The 25,056-nt window shown below is 73.4% G+C and carries 22 protein-coding genes and 5 tRNA genes; 20 read left to right on the top strand and 7 right to left on the bottom strand.

Features of this window, described 5'->3' with window-relative positions; genetic code table 11:
• Positions 1-84: 84 nt before the first annotated feature.
• The 3 genes from RF640_RS09215 to bcp form a co-directional block, all read right to left on the bottom strand.
• Entirely contained in the window at positions 85-1,692 is a 1,608-nt protein-coding gene (locus RF640_RS09215; protein ID WP_035928884.1) for an ABC transporter substrate-binding protein, read from the bottom strand.
• A gap of 78 nt (positions 1,693-1,770) precedes the next feature.
• Positions 1,771-1,854 (bottom strand) — tRNA-Leu (locus RF640_RS09210).
• Positions 1,855-1,889: 35 nt separating this feature from the next.
• Positions 1,890-2,363, bottom strand: coding sequence for a thioredoxin-dependent thiol peroxidase (bcp, locus tag RF640_RS09205; RefSeq protein ID WP_109222482.1), 474 nt, complete (start codon positions 2,361-2,363; stop codon positions 1,890-1,892).
• Positions 2,364-2,591: 228 nt separating this feature from the next.
• On the opposite strand from bcp, the gene RF640_RS09200 reads away from it, so the two are divergent.
• Entirely contained in the window at positions 2,592-3,128 is a 537-nt protein-coding gene (locus tag RF640_RS09200) for a MarR family winged helix-turn-helix transcriptional regulator (protein ID WP_017833221.1), read from the top strand.
• 219 nt (positions 3,129-3,347) lie between these two features.
• Here RF640_RS09200 and RF640_RS09195 read toward each other — a convergent pair.
• Positions 3,348-3,423, bottom strand: a tRNA-Lys gene (locus RF640_RS09195).
• A gap of 166 nt (positions 3,424-3,589) precedes the next feature.
• Here RF640_RS09195 and RF640_RS09190 point away from each other — a divergent pair.
• The 16 genes from RF640_RS09190 to RF640_RS09115 all read left to right on the top strand — a co-directional run bounded on the left by RF640_RS09190 (position 3,590) and on the right by RF640_RS09115 (position 18,612).
• Positions 3,590-4,597: an NAD(P)-dependent oxidoreductase gene (locus RF640_RS09190; RefSeq protein WP_346216262.1), complete on the top strand. Its 1,008-nt coding sequence runs from the start codon at positions 3,590-3,592 to the stop codon at positions 4,595-4,597.
• 287 nt (positions 4,598-4,884) lie between these two features.
• Positions 4,885-6,777 (top strand): acetolactate synthase large subunit, encoded by a 1,893-nt coding sequence (locus RF640_RS09185; protein WP_035928889.1) that lies wholly within the window; start codon positions 4,885-4,887, stop codon positions 6,775-6,777.
• A gap of 3 nt (positions 6,778-6,780) precedes the next feature.
• Positions 6,781-7,290, top strand: a complete 510-nt coding sequence (gene ilvN, locus RF640_RS09180) for an acetolactate synthase small subunit (protein WP_017833218.1) — start codon at positions 6,781-6,783, stop codon at positions 7,288-7,290.
• Positions 7,291-7,393: 103 nt separating this feature from the next.
• Positions 7,394-8,419 carry a ketol-acid reductoisomerase gene (ilvC, locus tag RF640_RS09175; RefSeq protein WP_017833217.1) on the top strand — a complete coding sequence of 342 codons (1,026 nt, stop codon included), beginning with the start codon at positions 7,394-7,396 and terminating at the stop codon, positions 8,417-8,419.
• A gap of 162 nt (positions 8,420-8,581) precedes the next feature.
• Entirely contained in the window at positions 8,582-9,388 is an 807-nt protein-coding gene (locus RF640_RS09170) for a CPBP family intramembrane glutamic endopeptidase (protein ID WP_017833216.1), read from the top strand.
• A gap of 73 nt (positions 9,389-9,461) precedes the next feature.
• Positions 9,462-11,024: a methionine--tRNA ligase gene (metG, locus tag RF640_RS09165; RefSeq protein ID WP_017833215.1), complete on the top strand. Its 1,563-nt coding sequence runs from the start codon at positions 9,462-9,464 to the stop codon at positions 11,022-11,024.
• 79 nt (positions 11,025-11,103) lie between these two features.
• Positions 11,104-12,180: a 3-isopropylmalate dehydrogenase gene (locus RF640_RS09160; protein WP_368827558.1), complete on the top strand. Its 1,077-nt coding sequence runs from the start codon at positions 11,104-11,106 to the stop codon at positions 12,178-12,180.
• A 98-nt stretch (positions 12,181-12,278) separates the two neighbouring features.
• Positions 12,279-13,388, top strand: a complete 1,110-nt coding sequence (locus tag RF640_RS09155) for a branched-chain amino acid aminotransferase (protein ID WP_035928893.1) — start codon at positions 12,279-12,281, stop codon at positions 13,386-13,388.
• A gap of 70 nt (positions 13,389-13,458) precedes the next feature.
• On the top strand, positions 13,459-14,232 hold the full coding sequence (locus tag RF640_RS09150; RefSeq protein ID WP_035928896.1) for a fumarylacetoacetate hydrolase family protein: 774 nt from the start codon (positions 13,459-13,461) through the stop codon (positions 14,230-14,232).
• A 109-nt stretch (positions 14,233-14,341) separates the two neighbouring features.
• The gene (gltX, locus tag RF640_RS09145; protein WP_109222479.1) at positions 14,342-15,856 is read left to right on the top strand and encodes a glutamate--tRNA ligase; all 1,515 of its coding nucleotides are present in this window, start codon (positions 14,342-14,344) and stop codon (positions 15,854-15,856) included.
• A gap of 133 nt (positions 15,857-15,989) precedes the next feature.
• A complete protein-coding gene (locus tag RF640_RS09140; protein WP_109222478.1) occupies positions 15,990-16,568 on the top strand; it encodes a cupin domain-containing protein in 579 nt (192 codons plus the stop codon).
• An 88-nt stretch (positions 16,569-16,656) separates the two neighbouring features.
• Positions 16,657-16,728: transfer RNA gene (locus RF640_RS09135), tRNA-Gln, on the top strand.
• Between the two features lie 22 nt (positions 16,729-16,750).
• A tRNA-Glu gene (locus RF640_RS09130) sits at positions 16,751-16,826 on the top strand.
• Positions 16,827-16,977: 151 nt separating this feature from the next.
• A tRNA-Glu gene (locus RF640_RS09125) sits at positions 16,978-17,053 on the top strand.
• A gap of 198 nt (positions 17,054-17,251) precedes the next feature.
• Positions 17,252-17,590 carry a hypothetical protein gene (locus RF640_RS09120; RefSeq protein WP_017833209.1) on the top strand — a complete coding sequence of 113 codons (339 nt, stop codon included), beginning with the start codon at positions 17,252-17,254 and terminating at the stop codon, positions 17,588-17,590.
• Positions 17,591-17,643: 53 nt separating this feature from the next.
• Positions 17,644-18,612, top strand: coding sequence for an NAD(P)/FAD-dependent oxidoreductase (locus RF640_RS09115; RefSeq protein WP_109222477.1), 969 nt, complete (start codon positions 17,644-17,646; stop codon positions 18,610-18,612).
• Positions 18,613-18,775: 163 nt separating this feature from the next.
• Here RF640_RS09115 and RF640_RS09110 read toward each other — a convergent pair whose 3' ends face one another.
• The 3 genes from RF640_RS09110 to RF640_RS09100 form a co-directional block, all read right to left on the bottom strand.
• Positions 18,776-19,207, bottom strand: a complete 432-nt coding sequence (locus RF640_RS09110; protein ID WP_109222476.1) for an OsmC family peroxiredoxin — start codon at positions 19,205-19,207, stop codon at positions 18,776-18,778.
• 146 nt (positions 19,208-19,353) lie between these two features.
• Positions 19,354-20,610 (bottom strand): heparan-alpha-glucosaminide N-acetyltransferase domain-containing protein, encoded by a 1,257-nt coding sequence (locus tag RF640_RS09105; RefSeq protein ID WP_035928909.1) that lies wholly within the window; start codon positions 20,608-20,610, stop codon positions 19,354-19,356.
• A 318-nt stretch (positions 20,611-20,928) separates the two neighbouring features.
• Positions 20,929-21,978, bottom strand: coding sequence for a TerC family protein (locus tag RF640_RS09100; protein WP_136341637.1), 1,050 nt, complete (start codon positions 21,976-21,978; stop codon positions 20,929-20,931).
• A 297-nt stretch (positions 21,979-22,275) separates the two neighbouring features.
• Here RF640_RS09100 and RF640_RS09095 point away from each other — a divergent pair, with 297 nt between their 5' ends.
• Genes RF640_RS09095 through RF640_RS09085 form a run of 3 tightly spaced genes read left to right on the top strand, consistent with a single transcriptional unit; the run spans position 22,276 to position 24,904 of the window.
• Complete coding sequence (locus RF640_RS09095; protein WP_241482895.1) at positions 22,276-23,430, top strand: glutamate--cysteine ligase; 1,155 nt, start codon at positions 22,276-22,278, stop codon at positions 23,428-23,430.
• Entirely contained in the window at positions 23,427-24,206 is a 780-nt protein-coding gene (locus tag RF640_RS09090; RefSeq protein ID WP_031282909.1) for an alpha/beta fold hydrolase, read from the top strand. The genes RF640_RS09095 and RF640_RS09090 overlap by 4 nt, the downstream gene beginning before the upstream one ends.
• Positions 24,203-24,904: a triacylglycerol lipase gene (locus tag RF640_RS09085; protein WP_109222475.1), complete on the top strand. Its 702-nt coding sequence runs from the start codon at positions 24,203-24,205 to the stop codon at positions 24,902-24,904. Before RF640_RS09090 ends, RF640_RS09085 begins: the two co-directional genes overlap by 4 nt.
• Positions 24,905-25,056 lie beyond the last annotated feature (152 nt).

Here is a 25,056-nt window from a genome sequence, read left to right as displayed (position 1 = left end):
CTGCGCCGGTGAATGGTCGGGATCAGACTATCGCCACGCCCGGACGAACCCCGAATGCGGCCGGGCGCGCGCCGGGGCCGGTGCTCACGGCGCGGCGCCGAGGTCCACCCGGTTGAAGACCTCGTTGCCGGTGGAGCTCAGGGGGAAGGACGTCACGGAGTCCCCGACGGCGACCGCGGAGATCGGGTGGGCCAGCGGGACGGCGGGCAGCAGCCGCGAGACGCGGTTGTTGATCGACACGTACGCGCTCGAGCGGTCCTCGCCGTCGGGTAGTGCCGCCGCGCGGTTGACGGCGCCGAACAGTGACACGGCGTCCACGCCGAACTCCCCGCGGGGGGCGCCGAACAGGGCGGCCGTGAAGTAGTCCGGGTCGCGGTAGCCGCCGTTGAGGCCGAGCAGGTGCAGGGCGTGGTCGCCCTCCGGGTCCTGGACCTGCTGCACGTAGCCGTCCGACCAGTCCACCGGGACGGGCTCGATCACGAACCCCGCCCGCACGAGCTGGGCCGCGATGTCGGCGTAGATCTTCTCGGGCTCCTGCATGTAGGTGCGGGAGGTGCCGCGGGGGTAGTAGAACCGCAGCGGCTCGCCGGCGTAGGAGGACGCCGCCAGCAGCTCGCGCGCCCGCTGCGGGTTGTAGGACGGGACCTGCAGGTCGGTCCCGTCCATCGCGAAGCGGGCGGGCAGGAACTGGTTCGCCACCCGGGTGCCGTCGGGGTAGTGCTCGCGCACGATCGCGCCGCGGTCCACGGCGGCGGCGATCGCCTCCCGCACCTCGGGGTCGTCCAGGGGCTCCACGTCCTGGTTGATGCCGAGGTAGGACACGGAGTACGGGTCGCGCTGGAGGACCTGCACGCCCTCGCGCGCGAGCGGGGCGAAGGAGTCCAGGCCCACCTGGTCGTAGCCGTCCACCTGGCCGAGGCGCAGCGCCACGTAGCGCAGCTCCGGCTCGGCGATCGTGCGGAACTCGAGCCGGCCGATGTCCCCGAGCTCGCCCCAGTAGTCGGGGTTCGCGACCAGCACCACGTTCGTCCCGTCCCCCGACTCGTAGCGGAAGGGGCCGGTGCCCACGGGGTGCGTCTCGTGCGTGCCGGCCGCCAGGGCCGCGGGGGACGCGATCCCGAACGCGGGCTGCGTCAGCGCCCGGAGCAGGGGCGTGTGCGGCGCGGTCAGCGAGAGCTCCACCGTGGACTCCGACGCCGCGGCGCACCCCGCGTAGAGGGAATCGATGCCGGGGGCGCCGGTGCGCAGGACCGTGGCGAAGGGGGTCCGTGCCCCGTCGGCGGCGAGGGCCTCCCAGCGCTCGAAGTTCGCGCACACCGCCGCCGCGTCCAGGGCGGTGCCGTCGTGGAAGCGCACGTCCCGGCGGAGGTCGAAGGTGTAGGTGAGCCCGTCCTCGGAGGTCTCCCACGACCGCGCCAGGGCCGGCACCGCCTCGCCCGTGGAGGGGTCGGCGGAGACGAGCCCCTCGAGCATCTGGGCCCCGATCCGGGACGTCTCCAGGATGTTGACCGTGGCCGGGTCCAGGGTGGGGGCGGCGGCGGCGTTGGCGAACACGAACTCCCCGCTCGGCACGGACCGGGCGGCGGTGGGGGTGCCGGGCCCCTCGCCCGCGGGGGCGCACCCGCCGAGGGCGAGGAGCCCCGCGACGAGCGCGAGCGCGGCCGCGGTGCGGGGGGTTCGCCTGGGCGCCATGGGTCCTTCGCCGCCTCACCGGATCGGTCGTGGGTGTCGTCGTGGGCCGGCCCCGGGGCGTGCCCGGGGACGGCGGGGTGCGCGAGGCGGGACTCGAACCCGCACGCCGGTCAGGGCACAGGAACCTAAATCCTGCGTGTCTGCCAGTTCCACCACTCGCGCCGAAGGGCCCGTCCGGGCCCCCGCCCATCCTAGCCTCAGCCCTCCAGGCCGAGGTCGCGGCGCAGCTTCGCCACGTGGCCCGCGGCGCGCACGTTGTACTGCGCGAGCTCCACCTCGCCCTCGGGCCCGACCACCACGGTGGAGCGCACCAGGCCCTCGTAGGTCTTGCCGTAGTTCTTCTTCTCGCCCCAGGCGCCGTACGCCTCGGCGACCCGGTGGTCCGGGTCGGAGAGCAGCGGGAAGGTGAGGGACTCGGCCTCGGCGAACCGCGCGAGGGCCTCCGGGGAGTCCTGGGAGATGCCGAGCACGGCGAACCCGTCCGCGGCGAAGCGCTCCAGACTGTCGCGGAAGTCGCACGCCTGCGTGGTGCAGCCGGGGGTCGAGGCCTTCGGGTAGAAGTAGACGACCACCCGCCGCCCGCGGTGGTCGGCGAGGGAGACGGTCCCGCCCCGGGCGTCGGGCAGGGAGAAGTCGGGGGCCGGGCTGCCGGGTTCGAGACGTGCTGCCATGGGGATGTTCCTCCGTCGGGTCGGTGGTGCCGTCCGGGCCGGGCCCGGGCGAGGGTCCGGTGCCGCGGGACGGCCCCGGACCACGAACACTACCGGCGCTCGTCCCGGTGGTCCCCGCGGTCCCGGGGGAGCGCTCAGGACCGCCGCGGATCCGCCCGCGAAGAAATGCTCGTCAGTTTGCTTAGCATGGTGCTGTATTCCGTGGTGCAGGTCGGTAGACTGCTTTGCATGCCTTTCACCACTCAATGGCCGACCAACCGACTGCTCTCCACCGCGGCCCGGCTCGTGGAGCACGCGTGGAACGAGCGCCTGGCCACGCTCGGGGTGACCCACGCGGGCGTCATGGCGCTGGACGTGCTGAAGACGGCGGGGAGCATGACGCAGGCCCAGCTGGCGCACCGCGTCCGGGTGCAGGCCCAGACCATGGGCAAGACGCTGCACCGGCTCGAGCTGCACGGCCACGTCAACCGGTCCAAGAACGTCCACGACCGCCGCAGCCACCTCGTGTCGATCACCCCGGAGGGCCTGCGCATCCTCGAGGCCGCCACCCAGCTCGAGGACGAGCTGGTGGACCACGGGCTGCTCACGGACGAGAACCTGCGCCGCACGCTGGCCGACATCATCACCACGCTCGGCGGCGCCCGCTGGAAGCTGCGGGTCCAGCCGGACGGGACCGTCACCGACGCCGGGTCCGCCGACGCGACCACGCCCGAGCAGTCGCGCGACATCGCCGAGGCCGGCACGGCGGGGGACACCGCGTCCTGAGACGGCCGCGGCCCGCGGTCCCGGCACGGACGGGCGCGGGGCGGGTCGGCACGGGGTCGAGGACGACCCCGGCACGAGGGCGCGCGAGGTCGCCGGACGGCGGCCTCCGGCGGGAGCACCCGGGGCACGACGACCCCGGGTTTTTTCGTGCCCGCGGCCCGTCCCGCCCCGGGGACGACGAAGGACCCCACCGCGGTGCTCCGCGGTGGGGTCCTCCTGTGGTGCGCCCCCTCGGACTCGAACCGAGAACCCATTGATTAAGAGTCAATTGCTCTGCCAATTGAGCTAGAGGCGCTGGTGGTGCGGCAAGAACACTAGCACGCTCCCGGCCCGGGGCCGAATCGCGCCGGCCGGCTTCCGCCGGGTCCCGCCTCGCAACGAGAAAGTACTCTACCAGCTCGTCCCGCCTTGTCCATTCCGCCGCCGCCGTCCGGACGGCGGCGGCGTCTAGCATGGCCGTCATGCCCTCCGCACAGACCCCCGCGCCGTCCGCCCCGTCCGTCCCGCTCTCCGAGCTCCGCGTGGTTTCTCTCCCAGAGCAGGAGCTCGTGGACCACCTGAGCATCCGCGTCCCGGGCTTCCGCTACGTCCTGTGGGACATGGCCGGGGACCCGGTCGGGGCCCGCGCCGATGAGATCGACGTTGCGGTGGCTCCGTACTTCACCGGCCGCTGGGTGGGGGCCCTGCCCGCCGCGACCCGCCTGCGGCTCGTGCAGCTGCAGAGCACCGGCTTCGACGGCGTGCCGGAGGCCATCGGGCCCGACCTCGCCCTCTCGACGGCGGGCTGGGTGCACGCCGCCGGGACCGCCGAGCTGGCCCTGGGGCTGATGATCGCCGCCCAGCGGGAGCTCGACCGCGCCGTCCTGCAGCAGCGCGACGGGATCTGGCGCCGCTTCGAGACCCGGACACTGGCCGACAGCCGCGTCCTGGTGCTGGGCGTGGGCGAGATCGGCTCCGCCGTGGTCGACCGGCTGCTCCCCTTCGAGGTCGAGGTCACGAGGGTGGCCTCCCGGGCCCGGACCGACGAGCGCGGCCCCGTGCACGGCATCGACGAGCTGCCGGCCCTGCTGCCCGACGCCGACGTGCTCGTGGTGGCCCTCCCCGCGAGCCCGGCGACCGACGGCCTCGTCGACGCCCGCGTGCTGTCCCTGCTGCCCGACGACGCCCTGGTGGTCAACGTGGGCCGCGGCCGGGTGGTCGACACCCCCGCGCTGACCGCGGAGGTCGTCTCCGGGCGGCTCCGCTGCGCCCTCGACGTCGTCGAGCCCGAGCCCTTCCCCGGCGACCACCCGCTGTTCCGCGCCCCCGGGGCGATCCTCACCCCGCACACCGGCGGATCCTGCACGTCCTACAAGCCGCGCGTGCGGCGGCTGCTGCGGACCCAGCTCGAGCGCATCGCCGCGGGGGAGCGGCCCCTGTTCCTGCAGCAGGAGGGGCGGCTGGACGTCCCGGCGGACGCGGAGGGGTGATCCGGACGTGCCGTGTCTCACATCGTGGGACAAGGAGTCCGAAGATTGACACGCTCGGCCGGGCGGCAGAGCATGGGAGCATGCAACTCAGCCACGGTGTCGTCCAGCTCACGGTACGCGTCCTCGTCGGACGCGGGGCCTGAGCCGACGACCGGTCGAGCGCACGGGCCCTGTCGCACCTCCCGGTGCCGCGAGGGCCTTTTTTCTTGCCCGGCGCCCACGGCGGAGCGACAGCCGAGCCGGAACAGCAGCACCAGCCCAGAAGGCCAGACCAGAAGGACAGTGACATGAGCAAGGGACAGCCGATCAGCCCAGCGCTGATGGCCACCAAGCGCGCGGAGACCGCCGCTGACCACCGGCCCCCGGGGGCCCCGGAGAAGTCCGTCCCCGCCGTCCCGTCCGTCATGGGCCCGGGCAGCACGGTGGCCCCCACGGAGATGACCGGCTCCCAGGCCGTCATCCGGGCGCTGGAGGAGCTCGGCGTCACCGACGTCTTCGGCCTCCCCGGCGGCGCGATCCTGCCGACCTACGACCCGCTCCTGGACTCGGACCGGATCAACCACATCCTGGTCCGCCACGAGCAGGGCGCCGGCCACGCCGCCGAGGGCTACGCCCTCGCCTCGGGCCGCGTGGGCGTCTGCATCGCGACCTCCGGCCCCGGCGCCACGAACCTCGTCACCGCCCTCGCCGACGCGCACATGGACTCCATCCCCATGGTCGCGATCACCGGGCAGGTCTCGTCCAAGGTGATCGGCTCCGACGCCTTCCAGGAGGCGGACATCGTGGGGATGACGATGCCGGTCACCAAGCACTCCTACCTGGTGACGCACGCCGAGGACATCCCGCGGGTGCTCGCCGAGGCGTTCCACCTGGCCTCGACCGGGCGCCCGGGCCCGGTGCTCGTGGACATCGCCAAGGACGCCCAGCAGGACACCATGACGTTCTCCTGGCCGCCCCGGATGGACCTGCCCGGCTACCGGCCCGTGACGCGCGGGCACGCCAAGCAGATCCGGGAGGCCGCCAAGCTCATCGCGGCGGCCCAGCGGCCCGTGCTCTACGTGGGCGGCGGGACGGTGCGCGCCGACGCGGCCGCCGAGCTCATGGAGCTGGCCGAGCTGACCGGCGCCCCCGTGGTGACCACGCTGACCGCCCGGGGCGTGTTCCCGGACTCCCACGAGCAGAACCTGGGGATGCCAGGGATGCACGGCACCGTCCCGGCGGTGTACTCGATGCAGCAGGCCGACCTGCTGGTGACCCTCGGCGCGCGCTTCGACGACCGCGTCACGGGCCACCTGGAGACCTTCGCACCCACGGCCAAGATCATCCACGCGGACATCGACCCCGCCGAGATCTCCAAGAACCGCACCGCCGACGTCCCGATCGTCGGCGACGTCAGGGAGATCCTGCCGGACCTCGTGACCGCCGTGCGCCAGGAGTTCGAGCGCAGCGGCAGCCCCGACCTCTCCTCGTGGTGGACCGCGCTCAGCAGCCTGCAGGCCACCTACCCGCTGGGCTACCCCAAGCCGGCGGACGGACTGGGCTCGCCGCAGCACGTCATCGAGCGGATCTCCGCCCTGACCGGCCCGGAGGCCGTCTACGTCTCCGGCGTGGGCCAGCACCAGATGTGGAGCTCCCACTTCGTCCAGTACGAGCGGCCCCGGCAGTGGCTGAACTCGGCCGGACTGGGGACCATGGGCTTCGCCGTGCCCGCCGCGATGGGCGCCAAGGTCTCCCAGCCCGACCGCGTGGTCTGGGCGATCGACGGCGACGGCTGCTTCCAGATGACCAACCAGGAGCTCGCCACCTGCACGATCAACAAGATCCCGATCAAGGTGGCGGTGATCAACAACTCCTCGCTGGGCATGGTGCGCCAGTGGCAGACCCTGTTCTACGACGGCCGGTACTCCAACACCGACCTGAACACGGGCCACGACAGCATCATGGTGCCGGACTTCGTCAAGCTCGCCGACGCCTACGGGTGCGCCGCCCTGCGCTGCACCCGGGACGAGGACGTGGACGACGTCATCCGGCAGGCCCTCGAGATCAACGACCGCCCCGTGGTGATCGACTTCGTGGTCTCCGCCGACGCGATGGTGTGGCCGATGGTGCCCACCGGCGTGTCCAACGACCAGATCCAGATCGCCCGCAACATGACCCCCGACTGGGACGAGGAGGACTGACCCATGAGCCGACACACCCTCTCCGTGCTGGTCGAGGACAAGCCGGGCGTGCTGACCCGGGTGGCCGGACTGTTCGCGCGCCGCGCCTTCAACATCGACTCGCTCGCCGTGGGACCCACGGAGCTCGACGGCGTCTCCCGCATCACCGTGGTGGTGGACGCCGAGGGCGAGCTGCTCGAACAGGTCACCAAGCAGCTGAACAAGCTCATCAACGTGATCAAGATCGTCGAGCTCACCCCCGACTCGTCGGTGCAGCGGGACCACATCATGGTCAAGGTCCGCGCCGACGCCGCGACGCGTCTGCAGGTCACCCAAGCCGCGGACCTGTTCCGGGCCACCGTTGTCGACGTCTCCACCGAGTCGCTCGTCATCGAGGCCACCGGCGCCCCGGAGAAGCTCCGGGCGCTGCTGGACATCCTGGAGCCCTTCGGCGTCCGGGAGATCGTCCGGGCCGGTACGCTGGCCCTCGGACGTGGTCCCAAGTCGATGAGCGACCGCGCCCTGCGCCACTGACGCCCCCGGGCGGCGGTGGACGCGGGCGCCGGCCCACAGACACCCCAACCACCTCGCGGCGGTGCCCCCGCCGCGCCCACCCATGCTTCAAGGAGACAATCCCATGGCAGAGATCTTCTACGACGACGACGCCGACCTCTCGATCATCCAGGACCGCTCCGTGGCCGTCATCGGCTACGGCTCGCAGGGCCACGCCCACGCGCTGAACCTGCGCGACTCCGGCGTGGACGTGCGCATCGGCCTCGCCGAGGGCTCGCGCTCCCGGGCCAAGGCCGAGGCCGAGGGCCTGCGGGTGCTCACCGTCGCGGACGCCGTCAAGGAAGCCGACGTCATCATGATCCTGACGCCGGACCAGGTCCAGCGCCACGTCTACGCCGAGTCGATCGCCCCGAACCTGGAGCAGGGCGACGCCATCTTCTTCGCCCACGGGTTCAACATCCGCTACGGCTACATCGAGGCCCCCGCGGGCGTCGACGTCGTCATGGTCGCCCCGAAGGGCCCGGGCCACACCGTGCGCCGCGAGTTCGAGGCCGGCCGCGCCGTGCCCGCCCTCGTGGCCGTGGAGAAGGACGCCTCCGGCAAGGCCCTCGAGCTGGGCCTGTCCTACGCCAAGGGCATCGGCGGCACCCGCGCGGGCGTCATCAAGACCACCTTCACCGAGGAGACCGAGTCCGACCTCTTCGGCGAGCAGGCGGTCCTGTGCGGCGGCATGTCCCACCTGGTCCAGTACGGCTTCGAGACCCTGACCGAGGCCGGCTACCAGCCGGAGATCGCCTACTTCGAGGTCCTGCACGAGCTCAAGCTCATCGTGGACCTCATGGTCGAGGGCGGCATCGCCAAGCAGCGCTGGTCCATCTCGGACACCGCCGAGTACGGCGACTACGTCTCCGGCCCCCGGGTGATCAGCCCCACGGTCAAGGAGAACATGAAGGCCGTGCTGGCCGACATCCAGGACGGCACCTTCGCCAAGCGCTTCATCGAGGACCAGGACAACGGGGGCGCCGAGTTCAAGAAGCTGCGCGAGAAGGAGGAGTCCCACCCGATCGAGGTCACCGGCCGGGAGCTGCGCAAGCTCTTCGCGTGGACCTCGCCGGACGCCGACTACGTCGAGGGCACCGCGGCCCGCTGATCCGCACCCGCCCCACCGCCGCGACCGGCGCGGGGGCACCGGCCGAGGGGTCGCGTCCGCACGTCATGCGCCGAGCATTCCGTGCGGACGCGGCCCCTCGCCGCGTCCGGCGTCCTACCCTGGGGGCGGAGCCGGTCGCCGCGATCCCGGGGGGTGGTCCGCATGACGGACATCGGAGCACGGGCACAGCAGCCCGGGCCGGGCCTGCGGGGGCGGGTCGCCCGGCACCAGCTGCCGGCCTTCTTCGTCCTGACGTACGCGTGGTCCTGGACGTGCTGGGCGCCCCTGCTGCTCGGGGCGGGCGGCACGCCGCTGCTCCTGCTCGGCGGCCTCGGCCCGTTCGTGGCGGCGTGGGCCGTCACGTGGCTGTCGGGGGAGCCGGTGCGGGACTGGGCCCGGGCGATCGTGCGGTGGCGGGTCCCGGCCCGCTGGTGGGCCTGGGCGCTGGGGCTGCCCGCGCTGCTGTACGCCGTCGTCAACGCCCTGCTCGCGGCGCTGGGCCGGGAGGTCGACTGGTCCCTGGCCCTCGAGCGGGCCCCCGCCTACCTGGCGACCTTCGTCTTCGTGGCGGTGCTCGGGGGCGGCCTGGAGGAACCCGGCTGGCGCGGCTTCGCGCTGCCCCGGCTGCAGGAGCGGCTGGGCCCGCTCCGGGCGACCGCGCTGCTCGGTCTGCTGTGGGGGGTGTGGCACGTCCCGCTCTACGGGCCGCTGGGCTTCGCGGTGCCGTTCGTCCTCGCGTTCCTCTACACGCCGCTGTACAACCGCACGGGCAGCGTGCTGCTGTGCGTGCTGCTGCACGCGAGCTTCACGCCGGCCCAGGACCACCTCGTCCTGCTGGCCGCGGAGCCGGTGCACACCGGGCTGCTGGACACCGTGGACCTCGTCCTGTTCGGCACCTACGCCGGGGCCGCGCTGCTCGTCGTGGCCCTCACCCGCGGGCGGCTGGGCGCGGGGCGCCCCCGGCGGTGAGCCGACCCGGCCGGGCCCCGAGCGCCGGCCGCCCCGGGCGCGCACGGCCCCCGCGGTCGGTAGAGTGGAGGCCGTGACTTCCTCCCACCGCACCCCGTACTACATCACCACGGCCATCGCGTACCCCAACGGCACCCCGCACATCGGGCACGCCTACGAGGTCATCGCGACCGACGTCATGGCCCGGTTCAAGCGGCTGGACGGCTACGACGTCCGCTTCCTGACCGGCACCGACGAGCACGGCCAGAAGATGCAGCAGACCGCGGAGAAGGAGGGCCTCACGGCCCGGGAGCTCGCGGACCGCAACTCGGCGCGCTTCCGCGAGATGGACGACGCCCTGAACATCTCCTACGACCGCTTCATCCGCACCACGGACGCCGACCACTACGCGGCGTCGGCGGCCCTCTGGCGCCGGATGGAGGAGGCGGGGGACATCTACCTCGGCAAGTACGCCGGCTGGTACTCCGTGCGCGACGAGGCGTTCTACGGCGAGGACGAGACCGAGCTGCGCGCGGACGGCGTGCGGTGCTCGACGGGCACCGGCACGGAGGTCACCTGGACCGAGGAGGAGTCCTACTTCTTCCGCCTCTCCGCCTACCAGGACCGGCTGCTGGAGCTCTACGAGCGGGAGGGCTTCGTCCACCCCGAGACCCGGCGCAACGAGATCGCGTCCTTCGTGCGCTCGGGCCTGGAGGACCTCTCCATCTCCCGCACCACCTTCGACTGGGGCGTGCCCGTGCCCGGCAACCCGGACCACGTGATGTACGTGTGGGTGGACGCCCTCACCAACTACCTCACCGGCGTGGGCTTCCCGGACACCGCGTCCGAGACGTTCCAGCGGTACTGGCCCGCCGACGCCCACGTGATCGGCAAGGACATCGCCCGCTTCCACGCCGTGTACTGGCCGGCGTTCCTGATGTCCGCCGGCCTGCCCCTGCCCCGGCGCGTCTTCGCCCACGGCTTCCTGTTCAACCAGGGCGAGAAGATGTCCAAGTCCGTGGGCAACGTCATCGACCCGCACGCCCTCGTGGCCGAGTACGGCCTCGACCCGCTGCGCTTCTTCCTGCTGCGCGAGGTGCCGTTCGGCCAGGACGGCAGCTACTCGCACGACGGGATCAAGAACCGCATCAACTCCGACCTCGCCAACGACCTCGGCAACCTCGCGCAGCGCTCGCTGTCGATGGTCGCCAAGAACTGCGAGGGCCGGGTCCCCGCGCCGGGGGAGCTCACCCCCGAGGACCGGGCCATGCTCGCCGCGGCCGCCGGGCTCTGCGCGCCGGTGCGCGCCGAGTTCGACGAGCAGCAGTTCCACCGGGCGCTCGAGCGGATCTGGCGGGTGGTCGCCGAGGCCAACCGGTACTTCACCGCCATGGAGCCCTGGAAGCTGCGCAAGACCGACGCCGGGCGGATGGCCACCGTGCTCTGGGTGACGCTCGAGGTGGTGCGCACGGTCGGCATCCTGGTCCAGCCGGTGGTGCCGGACGCCGCCGCCCGGCTGCTCGACGTGCTCGGCCAGGCCGAGGGCGACGCCCGCCTGTTCACCGCCCTGGACACGCCCCTCGTGGCGGGCACGGAGCTGCCCCCGCCCGCGCCGGTGTTCCCGCGCTACGAGGAGCCCGCCGCACTCCAGTCCTGAGCGGCGATCGGCTGTCCATCATGTGAGACGTCCGTCCACACCGTGGTCGGACGGGTCGGTCGGCTCCTATCCTGGGGCCATGAGCCAGCCGACGCCCGCAGCCGCCCCCGCCCACCTGAAGATCGCCCTCGTCCCCGGTGACGGCATCGGCCCCGAGGTCGCGGCCGAGGCGGTGAAGGTCCTCGACGCGGTGACCGCCGCGGCCGGCGTCACGGTGGAGAGGACGGAGTTCGGCCTCGGCGCGCAGCACTGGCTGGACACGGGGGAGACCCTCACGGACCGGACGCTGGACGAGCTGCGGACCCACGACGCCATCCTGTTCGGCGCGGTCGGCGCCGCCCCCGGGGACCGGCGGGTCCCGTCCGGGATCATCGAGCGCGACGTGCTGCTGAAGATGCGCTTCAGCCTCGACCACTTCGTCAACCTCCGCCCGTCCAAGCTCTTCCCGGGCACCACCAGCCCGCTCTCCCACCCCGGGGACATCGACTTCGTGGTGGTGCGCGAGGGCACCGAAGGCCCGTACGCCGGCAACGGCGGGGTGCTGCGCGGCGGCACCGACGCCGAGATCGCCACCGAGGTCTCGCTCAACACCGCCTACGGCGTGCGCCGCCTCGTGCGCTACGCCTTCGAGCTCGCCGCCGGGCGGGAGCGCAAGCGGCTGACCCTCGTCCACAAGCACAACGTGCTCGTCAACGCGGGCCGCCTCTACGCGCGCCTCGTCGAGGAGATCGGTGCCGAGTTCCCCGACGTCGCCGTCGACTACCTGCACGTGGACGCGGCCACGATCTTCCTCACGACCGACCCGGCGCGCTTCGACGTCATCGTCACCGACAACCTCTTCGGGGACATCCTCACCGACCTCGCCGGCGCGGTGACGGGCGGCATCGGACTGGCCCCGGCCGGCAACATCAACGCGGACCGCACGGCGCCCTCGATGTTCGAGCCCGTGCACGGCTCCGCACCGGACATCGCCGGGCAGCAGAAGGCGAACCCCGTGGCGGCGATCCTCGCCACCGCCATGATGCTGGAGCACCTCGGCCACTCCGGGCCGGCGGCCCGGATCGAGGCCGCCGTGCAGCAGGACCTCGCGGCCCACGGCAACGAGTCCCGCACCACCGCCCAGGTGGGCGACGGCGTGCTCGCCGCCCTCGCCTGAGCCGATCCGGCCGTGCTCCGGGGATAGGCTGGGGCACGGAACCAACAGCTGAGCCCCGCGTGCCGGTCGCCACGGGGTCGACCTCGCAGGGAGACGCAGTGACCACACAGCCCACCACCTTCGCCCACCACCTCAGCCAGGACCCGGTCCCGGAGGAGGTCCGGGCGGCCATCCTCGCCGAGCCGGGCTTCGGCACGAACTTCACGGACCACATGGTGAAGATCGACTGGTTCGGGGACGTCGAGAAGGGCACGGGCCGCTGGAGCGACCCGCGGGTCGAGCCGTACGGTCCGCTGGTGCTGGACCCCGCCGCGGCCGTGCTGCACTACGGCCAGGAGATCTTCGAGGGGCTCAAGGCCTACCGGCACGCGGACGGCTCCGTGTGGACGTTCCGGGCCGAGGCCAACGCCGCCCGGCTCAACCTGTCGGCCCGCCGGCTGGCGCTGCCGGAGCTGCCCGAGCAGCTGTTCCTGGACTCGCTGCGCGAGCTCGTGTCGGTGGACGAGCAGTGGGTGCCCGACGGGGACGGGGAGTCCCTCTACCTGCGCCCGTTCATGATCGCCACGGAGGCGTTCCTGGGCGTGCGCCCGTCCCGCCAGGTGCTGTACTCCGTGATCGCCTCCCCGGCCGGCAACTACTTCGGCGGCCCGGTGAAGCCCGTGGACATCTGGCTCTCCCGCGACTGGGCCCGCGCCGGCCGCGGCGGCACGGGAGCGGCCAAGTGCGGCGGCAACTACGCCGCCTCCCTGATCGCCCAGATGGAGGGCGACGCCCACGGGTGCCAGCAGGTGATGTTCCTGGACCGCGACCGCGGCGACGCCGTCGAGGAGCTGGGCGGCATGAACGTGTTCTTCGTCTACGACGACGGCCGCCTGGTGACCCCCGAGCTCACCGGCACGATCCTCGAGGGCGTCACCCGCCGCTCGATCATCCAGCTCGCGAAGGACCGCGGGATGACCGTCGAGGAGCGCCGCTTCACCCTCGACGAGTGGCGCGAGGGCTGGCAGGCCGGGACCATCACCGAGGCGTTCGCGTGCGGGACCGCCGCCGTCATCACCCCCATCGGCCGGCTCGTCTCCACCGAGGAGACCATCGGCGACGAGGGCGCCCGGCCCGGCGAGGTCACCATGGACATCCGTCGGCAGCTCCTGGAGATCCAGACGGGCCGCGCGGAGGACCCGCACGGCTGGCTGACCCGCCTGGTCTGAGCCCCGCGCGGCCCCGGTGGCGCCACCGGGGCCGCGCGGCCGCCCGCGGACCGTGGGATAGCCTGGTCCCATGCGAATTGCCAGGTTCACGGTCGACAGCGAGATCCACTTCGGCGCGGTGCAGGGCGCCGCCGGCGAGGAGACGGTCACCGTCCTCGCGGGCGACCCCTTCTACACCGGGATCAACCCCACCCAGCAGCGCCACGACATCGCCGACGTCCGCCTCCTCGCCCCCGTGATCCCGCGCTCCAAGATCGTGTGCGTCGGCCGCAACTACGCCGACCACGCCGCGGAGCTGGGCAACGAGCTGCCCACCTCGCCGATGCTGTTCTTCAAGCCCAACACGTCCGTCGCCGGTCCCGGCGACCCCGTGACCCTGCCCGCGTGGACCGAGCAGGTCTCCTACGAGGCCGAGCTCGCCGTCGTCATCGGGCGGATGTGCAAGGACGTCCCCGTGGAGCGCGTGCCCGAGGTGGTCTTCGGCTACACCGCCGCCAACGACCTCACCGGCCGCGACGTGCAGAAGACCGACGGGCAGTGGGCGCGCGCCAAGGGCTTCGACGGGGCCTGCCCGCTCGGGCCCTGGATCGAGACGGACCTCGACACCTCCGCCCTCGCCGTGCGCAGCCGCGTCAACGGCGAGACCAAGCAGGACGGCAACACCCGGGACATGGTCTTCGACGTCCCGTTCCTCGTCTCCTACGTCTCCCAGGCGTTCACGCTCCTGCCCGGCGACGTCATCCTCACGGGCACGCCCGCCGGCGTCGGCATCGTCGACGAGGGCGACCGGATCGAGGTGGAGGTCGAGGGCATCGGCGTCCTGCCGACCGTCCTGCGCCGCTGACCCGCACCGCCGGCCGGCGCCGGTCCGCACCGCCGACCCGTGCGGGCACCGCGGCGCCCCGCACCACCGCACGACCCCGCCCAGACCCCGACCGATCCACGAAAGAGCCATGACCGACACGCCCGCCACCCCGGCCACCGCCTCGACCACCTCCTCGCCCGTGCGCGTGCGCTTCTGCCCGTCCCCGACGGGCACCCCGCACGTGGGACTGATCCGCACCGCGCTGTTCAACTGGGCCCACGCCCGCCACACCGGCGGCACCATGGTCTTCCGCGTCGAGGACACCGACACCCTGCGCGACTCGGAGGAGAGCTACCAGCAGCTGCTCGAGGCGCTCGCGTGGCTGGGGATCGACTGGGACGAGGGCGTCGAGACCGGGGGTCCGCACGCCCCGTACCGGCAGTCGCAGCGCCTGGACGTCTACCGCGACGTGGCCGCCCGGCTCCGGGATCACGGGGCGGTCTACGAGGCGTACTCCACCCCGGAGGAGGTCGAGGCCCGGCACCGGGCGGCCGGCCGCGACCCCAAGCTCGGCTACGACAACTTCGACCGCGACCTCACCGAGGAGCAGATCGCGGCGTACCGGGCGGAGGGCCGGGAGCCCGTGCTGCGGCTGCGGATGCCGGACGAGGACATCGTGGTCCACGACATGATCCGCGGCGAGATCGTCTTCCGGGCCGGCTCCATCCCGGACTACGTGGTGGTGCGCGCCAACGGCCAGCCGCTGTACACGCTGACCAACCCCGTGGACGACGCCCTCATGGAGATCACCCACGTGCTGCGCGGCGAGGACCTGCTCTCCTCGACACCGCGCCAGATCGCGCTGTTCCGCGTCCTGGTCGAGATCGGCTTCGCGAAGTACGTGCCCGAGTACGGCCACCTGCCCTACGTCATGGGCGAGGGCAACAAGAAGCTGTCCAAGCGCGACCCCGAGTCCAGCCTCTTCCACCTCAGGGACAGCGGCTTCGTCCCCGAGGGCCTGCTCAACTACCTGGCCCTGCTGGGCTGGTCCCTGTCCGCGGACGAGGACGTCTTCACCGTGGAGCAGCTCGTGGAGCACTTCGACGTCCACGACGTCCTGGCGAACCCCGCGCGCTTCGACCTCAAGAAGGCCACCGCGATCAACGGCACCCACGTCCGCAGGCTCGCCCCCGAGGACTTCCGCGACCGGCTCGTCCCCTACCTGCAGGCCGGCGGCGTGCTGGGGGAGACCCTGGACGAGCGCCAGCGGGACATCCTCGACCGGGCCGCCCCGCTGGTCCAGGAGCGGATGAACCTGCTCGGCGAGGCCCCCGAGCTGCTGTCCTTCCTCTTCGCCGCCGACGACGAGATCGAGGTCGCCGACGACGCCCGCAAGCAGCTCAAGGACTCCGCCGGCGACGTCCTGCGGGCCGCGCTCGCCGCCCTGGAGCCGCTCGAGGACTGGAGCGCCGCCGCCCTCGAGACCGCGCTCCGCGAAGCCATCGTGGACGGGCTGGGCATCAAGCCGCGACTGGCCTTCGGCCCCGTCCGCACCGCCGTCTCGGGCCGGCGGATCTCGCCGCCCCTGTTCGAGTCCCTCGAGATACTCGGCAAGGACTCCTCCCTGACCCGCCTGCGCGCCCTCGCCGCCCAGCTCGGCTGAGCGCCCTCCCCGCCGACGACGACGGTCCGGCCCGCCCTCCGCGGAGGGCGGGCCGGACCGTCGTCGTCGGCGGGGACGTCATCTGCACACACCCGGGCGCTCCGGCGTAGCCTGGGACACGGGCGCGATCAGCATGGACCGGACGGATGACCAGATCGAGACGATGCGCGCGGGACGCCCGCAGCACCGCAATCCCGTGCAGCGCGACACCATCACGTGGTTGCGCACCGGCGCGGAGACCGGGGGCGAGCACGCCCTGCTGCACGTCGAGGTGGAGGCCGGGGGAGAGGTGCTCGCCCACTACCACCGCCGGTTCGGGATGCGCGTTCGGGTCCTCGAGGGCGTGCTGCGGGTCCAGGTCGGCCACGTCGTGCGGGACCTCGGGGCGGGCGGCGAGGTCGAGGTGCCCCCGGAGCATCTGTTCCGCTGGAAGAACCCGAGTGGGTCGCCGGCCCGCTTCGTGGTCGAGGTGCGGCCCGCCCACGAGGGCTTCGAGAAGGGCCTGGTGGCCCTGTACGGACTCGCCCGGGACGGGCGCACCCGCCGGGACGGCCGCCCGCGGAGCCTGCTCCGCACGGCGCTGCTCATCGAGTGGACCGACATCAACCTCCCGGGGCTCTACCGCTGGCTGGGGCCGGTCGTCCGGGCGCTGGCGGGCATCGCCCGCCGTCGGGGGATCGACGCGGAGCTCGAGGACCGCTACTGCCGTTGAGCCCGATTTGCCGCCCCGCCGGAAGGCCGGTATAGTTCTTTTGCGTTGCGCCGGTCGCCGCGGGAAACCGCCGGACCGGGGACGACAGTGGGATATGGTGTAATTGGCAACACTACGGTTTCTGGTACCGTCATTCTAGGTTCGAGTCCTGGTATCCCAGCGCTGCTCCATCGGATCAGTACGGCCCCATCGTATAGCGGCCTAGTACGCCGCCCTCTCACGGCGGTAACGCGGGTTCGAATCCCGCTGGGGTCACCACCGCAGAACACCCCCGGACCACACGGTCCGGGGGTGTTCTCGTGTCCGGGGTGCGCTGCGCTGCCGGAACAGGGCCGGCGTCCGGAACAGGGCCCGGGACCTGGTACAGTGTACGAGGCCGGTCGCGGGAAACCGCGGACCGGATCGGTGCGGCCCCATCGTATAGCGGCCTAGTACGCCGCCCTCTCACGGCGGTAACGCGGGTTCGAATCCCGCTGGGGTCACCACGGAAGACGTCCCCCGGACCACACGGTCCGGGGGACGTCGTCGTTCCAGCCCAGCGCCCGGGGAGTGCCGGCAGGGGAGGCCGCGCCGAACTCGGCGCCGAGCACTAAGTACCCTTACGTTGTGGTGGTCGGACTGCTACCGTGGCAGGACCGTCGCCGCCGACGTCCGGATCGGCGGCCATGAGCCGAGGAGCAGACGTGAACGACATCTCCCAGCACGACGACCTCCCGTTGCCCGACTACGACCACCTCCCCGTGGGCGTGCTCGGCTCGAAGATCTCGGGCCTCGACGAGCGCGGGGTGCAGCAGCTGCTGGACTACGAACGGGCGCATGCCGACCGGCTGCCCGTGGTGCAGGTCCTGGAGCGACGGATCGAGGCGCTGCGCCAGGGGGCCGAGCCCAGCGGCGCGGTGCCCGAGGCCGCGCCGGAGGTGTCCGGGACCAGCGGCGGTTCGCCCGTCTCGCCGGAGACCTCCGGGCCTCCGATCAACCCACCGTCCCAGGGCACGCCCTTCAACCCGGCCCAGCCCCGCTGACCCTGCGCGGGTCCGGCACGGGCTGAGCGCACGGCGGGGGAGAGGAGCGCACCGTGAACGAGAGCTACGACGTGGTCGTCGTCGGTGGGGGGCCCGCGGGCCTCGCCGGGGCGCTGTGCCTGGCCCGCGCCCGGCGCACGGTCCTCGTGGTGGACGCCGGGGCCCCGCGCAACGACCCCGCGGAGCACGTGCACAACTACCTCGGCCGCGACGGCGACGCCCCGGGCGCGCTGCTCGCGGACGGGCGTGCCGAGGTCACCGGCTACGGAGCGGACGTCGTCGACGGCACAGTGGTCTCCGCCCGTCCCGCCGGGGACGACGGCCACGGCGTCCGGTTCCTGCTGGCGCTCGAGGACGGCCGGTCGGTGCGGGCGCGCCGCGTGCTGATCACCACCGGACTGACCGACGAGCTGCCGGACGTCCCGGGCGTGGCGCAGCGGTGGGGCCGCGACGTCGTCCACTGCCCCTACTGCCACGGCTGGGAGTGGCGGGACGAGCCGCTGGCGGTGCTGGGCACCGGCCCTCTGGGCGTGCAGCAGGCGCAGCTGTTCCGGCAGTGGAGCCGCGACATCATCTTCGTGCAGCACACCGCCCCGGCGCCGGACGACGAGGAGCGCGAGCACCTGGCGGCCCTCGGCATCGCGTGCGTGGCGGGCGAGGTGCGGCGCGTGGAGGTGTCGGGGGATCGGATCACCGGTCTGCGGCTGGTCTCCGGCGAGCTCGTGCCGTGCCGGGCCGTGGTCGTGGTGCCGCGCTTCACGGTCCGCTCCGCCCTCATCGACTCCCTCGGCCTGCGCACGGCCCAGGTGGAGGAGAAGGGCCATGCCGTCGGCACGTACGTGCCCTCGGCGCCCACAGGCGGCACGGACGTGCCGGGGGTCTACGTGGCGGGCAACGTCACGGACCTCCACGCCCAGGTCCTCGCCGCGGCAGCGGCCGGGCTCACGACCGCCACGGCCGTCAACGCCGACCTGCAGGCCGAGGACCTCGGCCGGGCGCTCGCCGAACGCGACCGCGTCTGACATCACGGGCCCGGCCGGCCGGGGCGGATCGACGAGGAGCGGGAGAGGGCGGTCGCGACCTGCCACGCCGTCGCCGTCCGGGCCTCCGTCCGTCGCCGTCACCGACACGCGGCGGGCCCCACCGGCCGGGGCAGTGCCCGGGCCGGCGGGGCCGGGCGCCGGATCAGGCCAGCGAGGCGTCCAGGGTGATGTCCACGGACAGGGCCTGGGAGACCGGGCAGCCGGACTTGGCCTCCTCGGCGATGCGCGCGAAGTCCTCCGCGGAGATGTTCTCCACCTGCGCCACCACGGTCAGCTCGACCCCCTTGATGCCCTCGCCCGCCACGAAGGTCACCTCGGCCGAGGAGTCCATCCGGGTCGGCGGGGTCTCGTTCTGGGCGAGCATGTTGGAGAACGCCATGGCGTAGCAGGTGGCGTGCGCGGAGGCCAGGAGCTCCTCGGGGCTCGTCTTGGCGCCGGCGCCGCTCTCCGCGCGGGTGTCCCAGTCCACGTCGAAGGGGCCCAGGCCCGAGCCGGCCAGGCTGGTGGTGCCCGAGCCGTTGAAGAGATCGCCGGTCCAGACGGTGCTGGCCTTGCTGATGACGGGTTTCGGCATGGTTCCTCCTGAGGTCCACGGCAGGCGGGCGCTCCGACTGCCGGCGCCGGGCGGCGCTGCTGTCACGCTAACGGATCCGTGCGGCCCGCGAGCGGCCGGGGCCGTGTTTCAGCCGTCGGCGCGTGTCCGGCCGGCGGAGCCACGTGCTACCCCAGGGGCCTCCTGGGGGTCTCCGGGCCGCGGGGCGTCCCCCGATCGGCGACGGCACGGGTGGTCGCGTGCGCGGCCGCGGACACGAGCCGTTCCAGCGGACCCCGTCCGAAGGCGTGCCGCCAGGCGAGCGCCACGAGCGCCGAGACGAGGAGGCAGGCGGCGAACCAGAGCAGCGGGCTGCTGTAGTGGACCTCGGTGGCCAGCAGGACCAGCTGTCCCGTGTACAGGGACAGGGTCATGGCCCCCATGGCCGTGAGCGGCAGCAGCCACTTGCCGAACTCGCGGCCGGCGAGCAGGAAGGCGCCGAGCACGGCCGTGCTCACCCCGAGGCTCCAGGCCACCGAGAGGAGCGTGTTGGTGTGCGGGGCGGAGAGCGCCTGCCACCACAGCGAGGACGTCGGCAGGGGCCCGTCGGCGCCGAAGACGACGAGGTGGTCCAGGTCCGCCCGGGTGAGGGAGACGATGCTGTAGAGCAGCACGTTGTAGCCGTCCATGCCGTAGAGGAGCACCCAGGAGACGAGCTTGGCGAGGGCCGCGAGGCCGAGTCCCGCGGCCAGGAGGCGGCTCTGCAGACGCAGGCTCTTGAGGTTGAGGCGGCCGAGGGCGAGCCCGGCGAGCAGGTACGCCATGTACGTCACGGCCGGGTACGTGCCGGTCAGCGTCAGCTGCCAGAAGAGCGCGACCGGTTCGGTGACGAGGTGGGCGAACGTCGGGTTGGCGGCGCTGTGCTCGGGCACCACGTCGCCCAGCCAGTGGATCAGGAGGGGCCCGAGGAGCAGGAACGCGCCCGAGCACAGGAGCAGGGTCCGTGCCCGCAGCCCCAGGAAGGGCAGCGCGAGCAGGAAGAAGAGCCCGTAGTGGACCAGGATGCCGACGGCCGGCGGGTCCGCCGGCATCAGGTACCCGACGGTCAGCCCGATCACCATGATCAGCAGCGCGCGCACCGCGATCCCCGCGCGGGCGGCGGTCAGGTCCCGGCCCCTGCGGGGTCTGCGCGCTCCGGTGGAGAAGGCGAGGCCGACCCCGGCGAGCAGCGCGAACAGCGCCGCGGAGTCCCCGGCGAACAGCAGCCAGGACAGCGTCGGCCGGTCGTTGTCGGGATAGGACTGCGGCAGGAAGTGGACCGCCGTCAGCCCCACGAGAGCCAGTCCCCGGGCGGCGTCCACGGCGACCAGGCGCCCGGCCGACCGGCGGGGGTCGAGCCCGCCGGTGGCCTCCGCGGCCCGGTCTCTCGTGGGGTGGTCGTTCATGGGTCCCGCCGTCCTGTTCCTCATCCCCGGCCCCACGGTGGGTCGCGCTCAGGATGTCGTGTGCACTGCCGCCAATCTTCGCATCCGGGCCGTCGGTCGCGGCAACGTTGCGCCGGAAGGCTCAGGAGGCCTCGCGCAGCGCCGGCCCCGGCGGCGGCGTGGAGGGCCTGCTGGTTCGCGCGGGTCAGGGGACCGGTCACGCTGACCCGGACGAACCGGCCGTCGGGGTCCGCCTCGACGAGGACGGAGAGCTTGCGGTGCACGGGGTCGGCTCCTTCACGGGGCGGCGACCCTCCCACGGGGCGCGGTCCGCGCCCCTCAGGGGCCGCTCCGGCCGTCCTCGTCCCGGTCCGCGGAGGCGGCCCGGGACGGCCGCAGGGGTTGGAGCGCCGCGAGCTCGGCGGGGGTCGCGGTCCGGAACGGCGGGGCCTCCGGGCACTGCGGCGCCCGCCGCCCCTGCCCGCGGGTGGCGCGCAGGCTCGTGCCGACCGACACGACCAGGACGGCCGTGATCACCGCGAGGGAGACTCCCGTGGGGATGTCGACCACGTCGACCTTGAGCGCCATCTTCACCCCCACCCACACCAGGACCAGGGCCAGCCCGGCGCGCAGGTGCACGAAACGGTGCATCAGGTCCGCCAGCAGGAAGTACATGGCCCGCAGCCCCAGCACGGCGAAGGCGTTGGCGGTGAAGACGATGTAGACCTCGTCGGTGACCGCGAAGACGGCCGGGATCGAGTCGACGGCGAAGACCACGTCGGTGGCCTCGATCAGCACCAGCACCGCCAGCAGCGGCGTGGCCCGCAGCGCCCCGCCGACGCGCACCACGAGCCGCTGCCCGTAGAACACCTCGGTCATCGGCACGCAGCGGCGGAAGACCCGCAGCACCGCCGACCGGTCCGGGTCAAGACGCGCCTCCCGCTGCCGGAGCATCCGCCACCCGGTGCAGAGCAGGAACGCGGCGAAGAGGTAGAGCACTCCCTCGAAGGCGTGGATCAGCGCCGCGCCCGCGGCGATGAAGGCGCCGCGCAGCACCAGCGCCCCGAAGACGCCCAGGAACAGCACCTGGTGCTGGTAGGCGCGGGGGACGGCGAAGTACGTGAGCAGGACCGCCCAGACGAACACGTTGTCCACGGAGAGCGACTTCTCGATCAGGTACCCGGCGAAGTACTGCTGGCCGGCCTGCGACCCGAAGACGGCCCAGACCACCACCCCGAAGCCCGTCCCGCAGGCCACCCACACCGCCGTCCACACCGCGGCCTCGCGCAGCCCGATCGCGTGCGGGCGCCGGTGGGCGAGCAGGTCCACGGCCAGCAGGACCACGATGCCGCCGATCACCGCGGCCCACCCCCAGAACGGGACGTCCATCGCCACCAGCCACCCTCCGGTTCCCGACCGGAGGTCTCTCCCGGCCCGTTCCGGGCCCGCGCGCCGGATCCTGCGGGGGACCGTCGTGACGACGCTGCGCGGGGGGATACTCCCCTCCTGGCCCCTCCAGCGAACCCCGCCCCGCCCTCCGCGTCAAGAGGCGTGGCGAGCTCCCGCAGCGGCGCTGCGCGGGTCCCCGGTGCTACGCTCCGCAGTGAGCCGGGGGATCCGCCCGGCGACGACGGCGGGGCCTCCCGCCCAGCCCGTCCGCACCGCTCCAGCCCCTCCCGGATGGTGGTGATCACCGTTTTCCCGCACCCGTCCCCCGCAGCGACCACCGGCCCCACCCGCACCTTCGGCGTGGAGGAGGAGCTGCTCCTCGTGGACGCCGTGACGCTGGAGCCCGCCCCCGCCGGCCCGGACGCCGTGGACGCGCACGCCGCCGGCGTCCGCTCCTCCCCGGCGACGGCACCGGCGCACCAGGTCACCACCGAGCTGCAGCAGGAGCAGATCGAGGTCGCGAGTCCTCCGCTGACCGGCCTCGCGGAGCAGATCGCCGCGATCCGTCAGGGGCGCCGCCTGGCCGACGCCGCCGCCCGCGCGGTGGGTGCCCGCGCCGTCGCCCTCGCCTCACCGGTCACGGCGGGCGCGCCGCACCTCGTGCCCGCACCGCGCTTCCGGTGGCTCCAGGAGCGCTTCGGGCTGGTGGCCGCCGAGCAGCTGACCTGCGGCCTCCACGTCCACGTGGGCGTCGGCAGCCGCGAGGAGGGCGTGGCCGTGCTGGACCGCATCCGGGTGTGGCTGCCCGTCCTGCTCGCCCTGAGCGGCAACTCCCCGTTCTGGTACGGCCGGGAGAGCGGCTTCAGCAGCTACCGCTACCAGGCCTGGGTCCGCTGGCCCACCTCCGGTCCCACGGAGGTCTTCGGCTCGGTCGAGGAGCACGACCGGCAGCGCGAGGCCCTGCTGCGCTCCGGGGTGCCCCTCGACCTCGGCATGATCTACTTCGACGCCCGGCTCTCGGCCCGCTACCCCACCGTGGAGATCCGGATCACCGACATGTGCCTGGACGCGGAGCACGCCGGGGTGCTGGCCGCCCTCGGCCGGGCGCTGGTCGAGACTGCCGCCCGCCAGTGGCGGGCGGGCCTCCCTGCGCCGCCGGTGAGCGCGGCGCAGCTGCGGACCTGGTCCTGGCAGGCCAGCAGGGACGGCGTCGAGGGGCCGTTGATCAGCCCGGCCTCCGGCGCGCCCGCCCCGGCCGCGGACGTCGTGGCGGAGCTGCTGGCCGTCGTGCGCCCCGTGCTCGCCGAGTGGGACGAGGCCGCGCAGGTGGAGTCCGTGGTGGCCGGCGTCCTGCGGGACGGCTCCGGCGCCCGGCGGCAGCTGGCGGCCCACGCCGCGCGGCGGGACCCGCTCGACGTCGTGCGCCTGGCGCTCGAGGCGACCCACCGGTGAGGGCGCGGGGGCACCCGGGGCTCGAGCGGCGGCGCGTCGTCGCCGGCACCCACGCGGTCGACGTGCGGGGGACCTTCGACCGCGCGCGGCCCCCGGTGGTCCTCGTGCACGGCATCGGCATGTCGGGCCGGTACTTCCTGCGGCTCGCTGACGCGCTCGCGGCCACGCACGACGTCTACGCCGTCGACCTGCCGGGCTGCGGGTCCTCGCCGCGCCCCGCCCGGCCCCTGTCGGTGCCCGAGCTCGGCCGCGTGGTTGCGGGGGCCGTCGAGGCGCTGGGGCTGCGGGCTCCCGTGGTCGTGGGGCACTCCATGGGCTGCCAGGTCGTCGTGGACGCCGTCAGGGACCACCCCGGGCTGTGCGCCGGCTACGTGCTGGTGGGACCGACCGTCGACCCCACCGCGCGCAGTCTGCTCGGCCAGGGACGGCGGCTGCTGCGGGACACCGCGCGCGAGCCCCTGCGCACCAACGCCGTGGTCGTCCGCGACTACCTCCGGATGGGCCCGCTCCGCTATCTGCGCACTGCCCGGCACATGCTCCGCGACCGGATCGAGGAGGACATCCGGGGCTGCACGCCCCCCGGGCTGGTGGTGCGCGGGTCCCGGGACCCCATCGCCCGGCGGGACTGGTCCCGCCGGCTGGCCCGGGCGGCCCCCGACGCCCGCTTCCTGGAGATCCCCGGGGCCCCGCACAACGTCCAGCACACCGACCCCCGGGAGCTCGCCGCCGCCTGCGCGCCCTTCCTCGCCGCCTGCCGTCCCGGGAGCCCGGTGTGATCCCGCGGCTGGGCGCGGCGGCCGCGAATCTCGCGGCCTGGGCCCGCGACTACGTCTACGCGGTCCGGTGGCAGGCCGCGGGCGTCCTCGGCCGGTGGGAGCCCGCCCACTACCGGGGCCGGGGAGAGCCGGGGCGGACGCCGGTCGTGCTGATCCCCGGGATCTACGAGTCGTGGACGTTCATGCTCCCGGTGGCCGGGCTGCTGCGGGAGCACGGCCACGACGTCCACGTGGTGGAGGACCTGAGGTTCAACACCGGGACCATCGAGGACATGGCGGCGCTGGTCGACGAGCACATCCGCCGGGAGGGGATCGAGCGCTGCGTGCTGGTGGCGCACAGCAAGGGCGGGCTGATCGGCAAGCACCTCCTGGCCCACCACAACAAGGGCACCGTGATCCGGGGGCTCGTGGCCGTCAACACCCCCTTCACGGGCTCCGAGCTCGCCCGGCTCCTGCCCCTCCCGACGATCCGGGTGTTCCTGCCCCACTCCCCGGAGCTCACCGCGCTGACCACCCGCCGGGAGGTCAACCAGCACATCGTCTCCGTCTACGGCCTGTTCGACCCCCACATCCCGGGCGGCAGCCACCTGGAAGGGGCGCGCAACGTCCAGCTCGGCACGCGCGGTCACTTCCTGCCGCTCAGCGACCCGCGCGTGCACGCGGCGATCCTCGAGGGGATCGGCACGCTCACCCGCTGACCCCGCCGGCGCCCGGGGGCCCCGGCGGCCGCCGACCCGACCGGACCGCCCCGGCCCGGCGTCGGAGGCGACTGCTACTCTTCGGCCACCGAGCGCGCCCCGGACGGCGCGCCGCCGGAGACAGGAACGACGGACGACGCCGGAGGGACGGT

It is taken from the genome of Kocuria sp. CPCC 205231 (genome assembly GCF_040980965.1).
GTDB classification, from domain to species: domain Bacteria; phylum Actinomycetota; class Actinomycetes; order Actinomycetales; family Micrococcaceae; genus Kocuria; species Kocuria rosea.
The sequence above is the reverse complement of the archived record's forward strand: the minus strand, read 5'-3'. Positions and strand labels throughout refer to the sequence as shown.

Excerpts from the sequence above, each read along its gene's own strand:
- RF640_RS09110 (WP_109222476.1), bottom strand. The coding sequence starts at position 19,207 with ATGCCGAAACCCGTCATCAGCAAGGCCAGCACCGTCTGGACCGGCGAT.
- ilvN (WP_017833218.1), top strand. The coding sequence starts at position 6,781 with ATGAGCCGACACACCCTCTCCGTGCTGGTCGAGGACAAGCCGGGCGTG.
- gltX (WP_109222479.1), top strand. The coding sequence starts at position 14,342 with ATGACCGACACGCCCGCCACCCCGGCCACCGCCTCGACCACCTCCTCG.
- RF640_RS09200 (WP_017833221.1), top strand. The coding sequence starts at position 2,592 with ATGCCTTTCACCACTCAATGGCCGACCAACCGACTGCTCTCCACCGCG.
- bcp (WP_109222482.1), bottom strand. The coding sequence starts at position 2,363 with ATGGCAGCACGTCTCGAACCCGGCAGCCCGGCCCCCGACTTCTCCCTG.
- RF640_RS09100 (WP_136341637.1), bottom strand. The coding sequence starts at position 21,978 with ATGGACGTCCCGTTCTGGGGGTGGGCCGCGGTGATCGGCGGCATCGTG.
- RF640_RS09150 (WP_035928896.1), top strand. The coding sequence starts at position 13,459 with ATGCGAATTGCCAGGTTCACGGTCGACAGCGAGATCCACTTCGGCGCG.
- RF640_RS09170 (WP_017833216.1), top strand. The coding sequence starts at position 8,582 with ATGACGGACATCGGAGCACGGGCACAGCAGCCCGGGCCGGGCCTGCGG.
- ilvC (WP_017833217.1), top strand. The coding sequence starts at position 7,394 with ATGGCAGAGATCTTCTACGACGACGACGCCGACCTCTCGATCATCCAG.
- RF640_RS09140 (WP_109222478.1), top strand. The coding sequence starts at position 15,990 with ATGGACCGGACGGATGACCAGATCGAGACGATGCGCGCGGGACGCCCG.
- RF640_RS09185 (WP_035928889.1), top strand. The coding sequence starts at position 4,885 with ATGAGCAAGGGACAGCCGATCAGCCCAGCGCTGATGGCCACCAAGCGC.
- RF640_RS09105 (WP_035928909.1), bottom strand. The coding sequence starts at position 20,610 with ATGAACGACCACCCCACGAGAGACCGGGCCGCGGAGGCCACCGGCGGG.
- RF640_RS09190 (WP_346216262.1), top strand. The coding sequence starts at position 3,590 with ATGCCCTCCGCACAGACCCCCGCGCCGTCCGCCCCGTCCGTCCCGCTC.
- RF640_RS09215 (WP_035928884.1), bottom strand. The coding sequence starts at position 1,692 with ATGGCGCCCAGGCGAACCCCCCGCACCGCGGCCGCGCTCGCGCTCGTC.
- RF640_RS09160 (WP_368827558.1), top strand. The coding sequence starts at position 11,104 with ATGAGCCAGCCGACGCCCGCAGCCGCCCCCGCCCACCTGAAGATCGCC.